The sequence below is a fragment of the Mycobacterium paraffinicum genome (assembly GCF_025822865.1).
Taxonomy (GTDB): Bacteria; Actinomycetota; Actinomycetes; order Mycobacteriales; family Mycobacteriaceae; genus Mycobacterium; species Mycobacterium paraffinicum.
Genome location: NZ_JACKUR010000036.1, coordinates 20,895 through 28,301, shown reverse-complemented (window position 1 = coordinate 28,301; position 7,407 = coordinate 20,895). Strand labels below are relative to the sequence as shown.

Genomic DNA, 7,407 nt, shown 5'->3' with positions numbered 1-7,407 from the left:
CACACCGTCGCGACCCTGCTGGCCTGGTCACGATGGCGCCGAAGACACCAATACCGAGCCCGCCAATCCCACTACAAACGACGTGAACAACAGTGATCTCGATCTACGGCTGCAGTACTAGCCGAATTGCGCCACGAACTCCTCCGCAACCGCCACCACCCGCTCGCGATCGGACTCGACCAATCCGATCCGCGTCCGCCGATCCAGGATGTCCGACACATCGAGCGCGCCCTCGTGGGTGATCGCGTACTCGAATTCCGCGCGGGTGACATCGATGCCTTCGGCGACCGGCTCGGCCGGGCGCTTGCAGCTGGCGGCGGCGGCGACCTTGGCCGCCTCGGCGCCGTAGCGCTGCACCAGCGACACCGGCAATCCGGCAACCGAGCCCGGGCCGACCGACCCCGGGTTGGCGGGCGCGCCGATCAGCGGCAGGTTGTGGGTCCGGCACTTCGCGGCGCGCAGGTGCCGCAGGCTGATGGCGCGATCCAGCACATCCTCTGCCATGTAGCGGTATTCGGTCAGCTTGCCGCCGATCACGCTGATGATCCCGGACCCCGACTCCACGACGGCGTGCTCGCGCGAGACGTCGGCGGTGCGGCCCTCCCCGGTGTCGATCAGCGGCCGCAGACCCGCGTATGCACCGATGACGTCGGCGGGGCCGAGCGCGACGCCCAACGCGGTGTTGACCGTCTCCAACAGGAACGTGACCTCGTCCGCCGACGGCGTCGGCACGTCCGGGATCGGGCCGGGAGCGGCTTCGTCGGTCAGCCCCAGGTAGACCCGGCCCAACTGCTCGGGCATGGCGAACACGAACCGGTTGAGCTCGCCGGGTATCGGAATCGTCAGCGCCGCTGTGGGATTGCCGAAGACTTTGGCGTCGAACACCAGATGGGTGCCGCGGCTGGGCCGCAGCCGCAACAGGCCGTCGATCTCGGCCGCCCACACCCCGGCCGCGTTGATGACGGCCGCGGCCGAGACGTCGAACGACTGCCCCGTGCGCTGGTCGGTCAGCCGCACCGAGGTGCCGGTGGCCTTCGACGCCGCCACGTGGGTCAGGATCCGCGCGCCGTGCTGCGCCGCGGTGCGCGCGACCGCGGTGACCAGGCGGGCATCGTCGATCAGCTGCCCGTCGTAGGCCAGCAGGCCCCCGTCCAGGCCGTCACGCCGAACGGTGGGCGCCATCTGCACGACGCGCTCGGGCCCGATTCGGCGCGACCGCGGCAGCGTCGCCGACGACGTGCCCGCAAGCATCCGCAGCGCATCCCCCGCCAGGAATCCCGCGCGCACCAACGCGCGCTTGCCCCGGCCCATGCACGGCAGCAGCGGAACCAGTTGCGGCATCGCATGGACGAGATGAGGAGCGTTGCGGCTCATCAGGATTCCGCGTTCGATGGCGCTGCGCCGGGCGATCCCCACGTTGCCGGTCGCCAGGTAGCGCAGGCCGCCGTGCACCAGCTTGGAACTCCAGCGGCTGGTGCCGAAGGCCAGGTCGTGCTTTTCCACCAGCGCGACCCGCAACCCCCGCGACGCGGCGTCCAGAGCGATGCCGGCGCCGGTGATGCCACCGCCGATCACGACGACGTCCAGCGGTTCGCCGTCGGCCAACGCCGTCAGGTCGGCCGCGCGGCGGGCGGCGTTGAGTGCGGTGGGGTCGGGTATCACGACAGGTATCCGTTCAGCGAGTAGGCGAGTTCGCCGGCCAGCGTTTCGGCGTCCAGGAGCGGTTCGACGATCTGCGCCGACTGAATGGTCGACTGGGCGATCAGCAACACCATGGTCGCCATCTGGACCGGGTCCCCGGCGCGTACGCTGCCATTGCGCTGGGCGACTCGCAGCCGCGCGGCGAGAGCGTCGATCAGCATGTGCTGGCTGGTCCCGAGGCGCTCGGTGATGTAAATCGGCGCGAGCTCGGAGTGCAGCACGGACATCACGAGGCGGTCCCGGCGCAGCAGATCGGCCACCGTAACAATCTGTCGGACAAGCGATTCCCGGTCGTCACCGAGCAGGGGCGCGTCACGCATCACCTCGGTGACGTGCCGGGTCAACAGCGCCGCCACGATTGACTGAGTGTCCGGCCAGCGCCGGTACACCGTGGGCCTGCTGACGCCCGCGCGTCGAGCGATCTCGGCCAGGGTCACCCGGTCTACCCCGAAATCGACCACACAGGTGGCTGCTGCCGCGAGGATGCGCTCTCCCGTGTCGAGCTGAGTGCGAGCGTTACTGATTGACAGCATGTGTAATACTGTAACGCATGACGCAACCCGAGGGCTTCCTCCCCCCGATGAAGTGGAACGCGTGGGGTGACCCCGCGGCGGCCAAGCCGCTCTCCGAGGGGATCCGGGCGCTGTTGAAACAGGCTGTGGGCGTGGAGGATTCCGGGGCGGCCGAGCTGGCGCCCGAGCAGGTGCGGCTCCGCCCGTCGGCGTTGGCGCAGGCGCACCGCGACGGGCTGGCCGAGATCGTCGGCGCCGCGTACTGCCGCACCGACGACCGGGATCGGCTGCTGCACGCCGGCGGCAAGTCCACGATCGACCTGCTGCGCCGTAAGGACGCGGGGGTACAGGACGCGCCCGACGCCATCCTGCTGCCCGGTGACGAGGACGCCGTCGCCACGGTCCTGCGCTACTGCTCCCACCACCGCATCGCCGTGGTTCCGTTCGGCGGCGGCACCAGCGTGGTAGGCGGTTTGGATCCCATTCGCGGCGAGTTCCAGGCCCTGGTGTCCCTCGACCTGCGCCGCCTCGACCAACTGATCTCGCTCGACGAGGTCTCAGGCCAGGCCGAGTTCGGGGCCGGCGTCACCGGACCCGACGCGGAACGCCTGCTTGGCGCTCAAGGCTTTTCACTCGGGCATTTCCCGCAGAGCTTCGAATACGCGACGATCGGCGGCTTCGCCGCGACGCGCTCGTCCGGGCAGGACTCGGCGGGCTACGGCCGGTTCAATGACATGGTGCGCGGCCTGCGCGTGGTCACCCCGGTGGGCACCCTGGACCTGGGCCGCGCGCCCGAATCCGCCGCCGGGCCCGACCTGCGTCAGTTGATGATCGGCTCCGAGGGCGTCTTCGGGGTCATCACCCGGGTGCGGCTGCGGGTGCACCGCGCCCCGGAAGCCGTCCTGTACGAGGCGTGGTCGTTCCCCGACTTCCAGACCGGGGCCGCGGCCCTGCGCGCCGTCACGCAAACGGCCACCGGGCCCACCGTCATCCGGCTTTCCGACGAGGCCGAGACGGGGGTCAACCTGGCCACCACCGAGTCGATCGGCGAAAGCCAGATCACCGGCGGCTGCCTGGCGATCACGGCGTTCGAGGGCAGCAAGGAACACGTCGAGAGCCGGCACGCCGAAACCAGCGCCCTGCTGGCGGCGCAGGGCGGAACGTCGCTGGGCGAAGCGCCTGCCCGGGCCTGGGAGCACGGGCGGTTCGGCGCACCGTATCTGCGCGACTCGCTGCTGTCGGCCGGCGCACTCTGCGAGACGCTCGAGACCGCCACCGACTGGTCCAACGTTCCCGCACTCAAAGCCGCTGTGACGCAAGCGCTTACCGACGCACTGGCCGAAACCGGCACGCCGACGCTGGTGATGTGCCACATCTCGCACGTCTACCCCACCGGGGCGTCGTTGTACTTCACCGTCGTCGCCGGCCAGCGCGGCAATCCGATCGAACAATGGAAGGCCGCGAAAAGGGCCGCGTGCGACGCGATCATGGCTACGGGCGGCACGATCACCCACCACCACGCGGTCGGCGCCGACCACCGGCCCTGGATGGCCGACGAGGTGGGCGAGCTGGGGGTGCACGTCTTACGCGCGGTCAAGGCGACCCTGGATCCGGCCGGAATCCTTAACCCCGGCAAGCTGATTCCATGAATCGGCGCGAGATCGCGAAAGTGATCGCGCTGACCAATCCGGTCTCCGGGCACGGCGCCGCGATCCGGGCGGCGGAGCGCGCGATCGCGCGGCTGCACCACCACGGTGTCGAGGTTGTCGAGATCATCGGCGACGACGCACAAGACGCGCGCTACCTGGTGAGCGCGGCACTGGAGAAGGGCGCCGACGCGGTGATGGTGACCGGCGGTGACGGCGTCGTCTCCAACGCGCTGCAAGTGCTCGCGGGCACCGACGTTCCGATCGGCATCGTGGCGGCGGGGACGGGTAACGACCACGCCCGCGAATTCGGGCTTCCCACAAAGGATCCGGAAGCTGCCGCGGACATCATCGTCGACGGCTGCACGGAAACCATCGACCTGGGCCGGATCCGCGCCGAGAACGGGGCCAACAAGTGGTTCGGCACGGTGGCGGCCACCGGATTCGACTCCCTGGTGACCGACAGGGCCAACCGGATGACCTGGCCGGACGGGCGGTTGCGGTACTACCTCGCGATGCTCGCTGAGCTATCGCAGTTGCGGCTGTTGCCGTTTCGCTTGGTCCTCGACGGGACCCGAGAGATCGATGCCGACATCACGCTGGCGGCCTTCGGCAACACCCGCAGCTATGGCGGCGGCATGCTGATCTGCCCCCACGCCGATCACGCCGACGGTCTGCTCGACATCACCATGGTGCACTCGGCGTCGCGGGCGAAGCTGGTCCGCCTCTTCCCCACCGTGATGAAGGGCACCCACGTCAACCTTGACGAGGTGAGCACGACGCGGGCCAAGTCGATTCACGTCGAGTGCCCGGGCATCAACGTCTACGCCGACGGCGACTTCGCCTGCCCGCTGCCCGCCGAGATCAGCGCGGTTCCGGGCGCGCTGCGGATCCTGCGCCGAGCCGAGGATCAATAGCGGCTCGTCGGATTTGATATCGCCTGCGATATCAAATCCGGGCATCGCCTATTGGTGTCTGGAGAGCTAGCCGACTCCCCGGCTGAGCCAGGTCACCTCGCCGACCTCGCCGCCGTCGCGGTATGCCTCGAGGGCGTCGTCCCACGCCGTGCCAAGGACCGTGTCCAGCTCGGCGGCCAGGGTGTCGGCGCCCTGCGCCATCAGCGCCCGCAGCCGCATCTCCCCGACCATGACGTCGCCGTTGGCGCTCATCGCCCCGCTCCACAAGCCGAGCTGCGGGGTGTGACTGAACCGCTGCCCGTCCACTCCGGGGCTGGGGTCCTCGGTGACCTCGAACCGCAGCACCGACCAGGAGCGCAAGGCGTTGGCCAGCCTGGCGCCGGTGCCGACCGGCCCGACCCAGTTGGTGACCGCGCGCAGCTGTCCGGGCATGGCCGGCTGCGGCGTCCAGGTGAGGTTCGCCTTCGCCCCAAGGGTCGACGACAACGCCCACTCGACATGCGGGCACACCGCCGCCGGCGAGGCGTGCACGTACACCACGCCAGTCGTCACGTCGGCGAATTGATTCGACGCACGCATATCCTGCTCCTTCGGTTCCACGAGGGACGTCTTCCCCAACGACCTGGTGGGACCTTTAGGCAGGATCTGCTAACTATTTTGTGTGTCGTGCGTGTCTATTGTGCCTTGTGATACCCGTGTTGCGCTAGTGTGCATTTTCCATTAGCCGTACTCGGCCATCACGGCATCGGAAATCGCAGGCCAGGGCCGCAGCGCCCACTCCCCGAAATCGCGGTTCGTGAGGGCCACCAGCGCCAGGTCACGCTCGGGATCTGCCCAGATGAAGCCGCCCGCCTGGCCGAAATGGCCGTACGTTCGCGGCGAGTTGCGGGCGCCGGTCCAGTGCGGCGATTTGGCGTCCCTGATCTCGAAACCCAGCCCCCAGTCGTTGGGCCGCTGCACGCCGTAGCCGGGCAACACCCCGTCCAGGCCGGGAAATTGCACCGTGGTCGCCTCGGCGTGCAGTTCGGCCGAGACGGTCGACGGGCGCAGCAGGTCGACGGCGAAAGCCGCCAGGTCCGTCACCGCGGACGTCGCCCCGAACCCGGCGGCCGGCGCGCCGCCGTCCAGCCGGGTGGCGGCCATGCCCAGGGGTTCGCAGACCGCTTCGGCCAGGTAGCGGCCGAACTCGATGCCGGATTCGCGCTCCACGACCTGGGCCAACACGGTGAACCCGTGGTTGGAGTAGATGCGCCGCGCCCCGGGGGCGGCCAGCACGTGATCGTTGTGCAGGGCCAGGCCCGACGCGTGGGCCAGCAGGTGGCGGATGGTGGCGCCCGGCGGGCCGGCGGCCGTGTCCAGGTCGACGACACCCTCTTCGACGGCCACGTGCACGGCGCGCGCGACCAGCGGCTTGGTCACCGAAGCCAGCTCGAACACCCGCTCGGTGTCGCCGTGACTGGCCAGCACCCCGTCGGGTCCGATCACCGCCGCGGCGGCGGCCTCGACCGGCCAATCAGCTAGCGCGTCGAGGGCCGCCATCAACTTCCGGGCCCCTTGAAGGCCACGTAGTAGTTGTTGATCGGGTCCGACTCGATCTCGGCGACCCGCACGTCGTCGAACCCGGCATCGCGGAGCATCTCGGTGGCCAGCTGCGTCCCCCAGGCGGTGCCCAGCCCGGCGCCGTCCAGCGCCAGCGAGACCGTCATGCAGTGCATCAGCGACGTGGTGTACAGGTAGGTGCTCATCGGGATGCCGACGTTGTCCTCGAGCCGGCTCGACGCTTTGATGTCGGCCATCAGCAGGACGCCGCCGGGACGCAGGGCGCGGTGGATGTTCTCCAACACCCGTGCCGGGTGGGCCTGGTCGTGGATGGCGTCGAAGACGGTGATGGCGTCGTAGGCGTCTAGCTTGTCCAGCTCCGCCAGGTTGTGGCTTTCGAAGGTCGCGTTCGCCAGACCGAGGTCGGCCGCCTCGCGGGCGCCGACGGCGATCGCCTCGTCGGAGAAGTCGATGCCGGTGAAGCGGCTGGCCGGGAACGCTCGCGCCATCACGTTGACCGCGTGGCCACTGCCGCAGCCGAAGTCCGCCACGTCGGCTCCCGAGCGCAGGCGCTCGACGAGACCGTCGACCAGCGGCAGCACCACATCAACGAGAGCGGTGTCGTACACCACGCCGCTCTGCTCGGCCATCAGCGCGTGGAACCGGGGGAACTCGCTGTAGTGCAGGCCGCCGCCCTCACGGAAGCAGCCGATGATTTTCTGCTCGACTTCGGCGAGCTGCGGGACGAACAGCGCCACCAGGGCCAGGTTGTCCGGCCCGGCCGCCCGGGTCAGCACGCCGGCGCGGTGCGCGGGCAGCGAGTAGGTGGCGGAGTCGGGGTCGTAGTCGACGACGCGCCCGGTCGTCATGCCGGCCAGCCACTCGCGCACGTAGCGCTCGTTGAGGCCGGCCGCTTCGGCGATCTGCGCGCTGGTGGCGGAGGCCAGACCCGCCATCGTGTCGAGCAGCCCGGTCTGGTGCCCGATGCTCAGCAGCAGCGTCAGGCTGGCGCCGTCGATGGCCGCGGCGATTCGTTCGCTGAATTCTTCGGACGTCTCGGAGGCGGTCTCGGCTGCCGTCATGCCCAGCGAC

Annotated in this window: 7 protein-coding genes; 2 read left to right on the top strand and 5 right to left on the bottom strand. The window is 69.7% G+C overall.

From position 1 onward, the window contains the following. Nucleotides 1-117: 117 nt before the first annotated feature. The gene (locus H7J89_RS23585) at nt 118-1,662 is read right to left on the bottom strand and encodes a glycerol-3-phosphate dehydrogenase/oxidase (RefSeq protein WP_372513831.1); all 1,545 of its coding nucleotides are present in this window, start codon (nt 1,660-1,662) and stop codon (nt 118-120) included. Then, nucleotides 1,659-2,234: a TetR/AcrR family transcriptional regulator gene (locus tag H7J89_RS23580; protein ID WP_264047222.1), complete on the bottom strand. Its 576-nt coding sequence runs from the start codon at nt 2,232-2,234 to the stop codon at nt 1,659-1,661. The genes H7J89_RS23585 and H7J89_RS23580 overlap by 4 nt, the downstream gene beginning before the upstream one ends. Before the next feature lie 47 nt (nt 2,235-2,281). On the opposite strand from H7J89_RS23580, the gene H7J89_RS23575 reads away from it, so the two are divergent. Both H7J89_RS23575 and H7J89_RS23570 read left to right on the top strand, forming a co-directional pair. Beyond that, nucleotides 2,282-3,862 (top strand): FAD-binding oxidoreductase, encoded by a 1,581-nt coding sequence (locus H7J89_RS23575; protein WP_345317357.1) that lies wholly within the window; start codon nt 2,282-2,284, stop codon nt 3,860-3,862. Continuing rightward, on the top strand, nt 3,859-4,776 hold the full coding sequence (locus H7J89_RS23570; protein ID WP_264047219.1) for a diacylglycerol kinase: 918 nt from the start codon (nt 3,859-3,861) through the stop codon (nt 4,774-4,776). The genes H7J89_RS23575 and H7J89_RS23570 overlap by 4 nt, the downstream gene beginning before the upstream one ends. A gap of 66 nt (nt 4,777-4,842) precedes the next feature. Here the strand turns inward: H7J89_RS23570 and H7J89_RS23565 are convergent, their stop codons facing one another. From H7J89_RS23565 to H7J89_RS23555, 3 genes are all read right to left on the bottom strand, one after another. Beyond that, nucleotides 4,843-5,355, bottom strand: a complete 513-nt coding sequence (locus tag H7J89_RS23565; protein WP_055405156.1) for a DUF3145 domain-containing protein — start codon at nt 5,353-5,355, stop codon at nt 4,843-4,845. A 141-nt stretch (nt 5,356-5,496) separates the two neighbouring features. Then, nucleotides 5,497-6,315: a serine hydrolase domain-containing protein gene (locus tag H7J89_RS23560; RefSeq protein WP_264047217.1), complete on the bottom strand. Its 819-nt coding sequence runs from the start codon at nt 6,313-6,315 to the stop codon at nt 5,497-5,499. Further along, nucleotides 6,315-7,397, bottom strand: coding sequence for a class I SAM-dependent methyltransferase (locus H7J89_RS23555; protein ID WP_264047215.1), 1,083 nt, complete (start codon nt 7,395-7,397; stop codon nt 6,315-6,317). The genes H7J89_RS23560 and H7J89_RS23555 overlap by 1 nt, the downstream gene beginning before the upstream one ends. Nucleotides 7,398-7,407 lie beyond the last annotated feature (10 nt).

Bases quoted from the DNA above. Each gene is read 5' to 3' on its own strand.
- H7J89_RS23580 (WP_264047222.1), bottom strand. From the start codon at position 2,234: ATGCTGTCAATCAGTAACGCTCGCACTCAGCTCGACACGGGAGAGCGC.
- H7J89_RS23575 (WP_345317357.1), top strand. From the start codon at position 2,282: ATGAAGTGGAACGCGTGGGGTGACCCCGCGGCGGCCAAGCCGCTCTCC.
- H7J89_RS23570 (WP_264047219.1), top strand. From the start codon at position 3,859: ATGAATCGGCGCGAGATCGCGAAAGTGATCGCGCTGACCAATCCGGTC.
- H7J89_RS23565 (WP_055405156.1), bottom strand. From the start codon at position 5,355: ATGCGTGCGTCGAATCAATTCGCCGACGTGACGACTGGCGTGGTGTAC.
- H7J89_RS23560 (WP_264047217.1), bottom strand. From the start codon at position 6,315: ATGGCGGCCCTCGACGCGCTAGCTGATTGGCCGGTCGAGGCCGCCGCC.
- H7J89_RS23555 (WP_264047215.1), bottom strand. From the start codon at position 7,397: ATGACGGCAGCCGAGACCGCCTCCGAGACGTCCGAAGAATTCAGCGAA.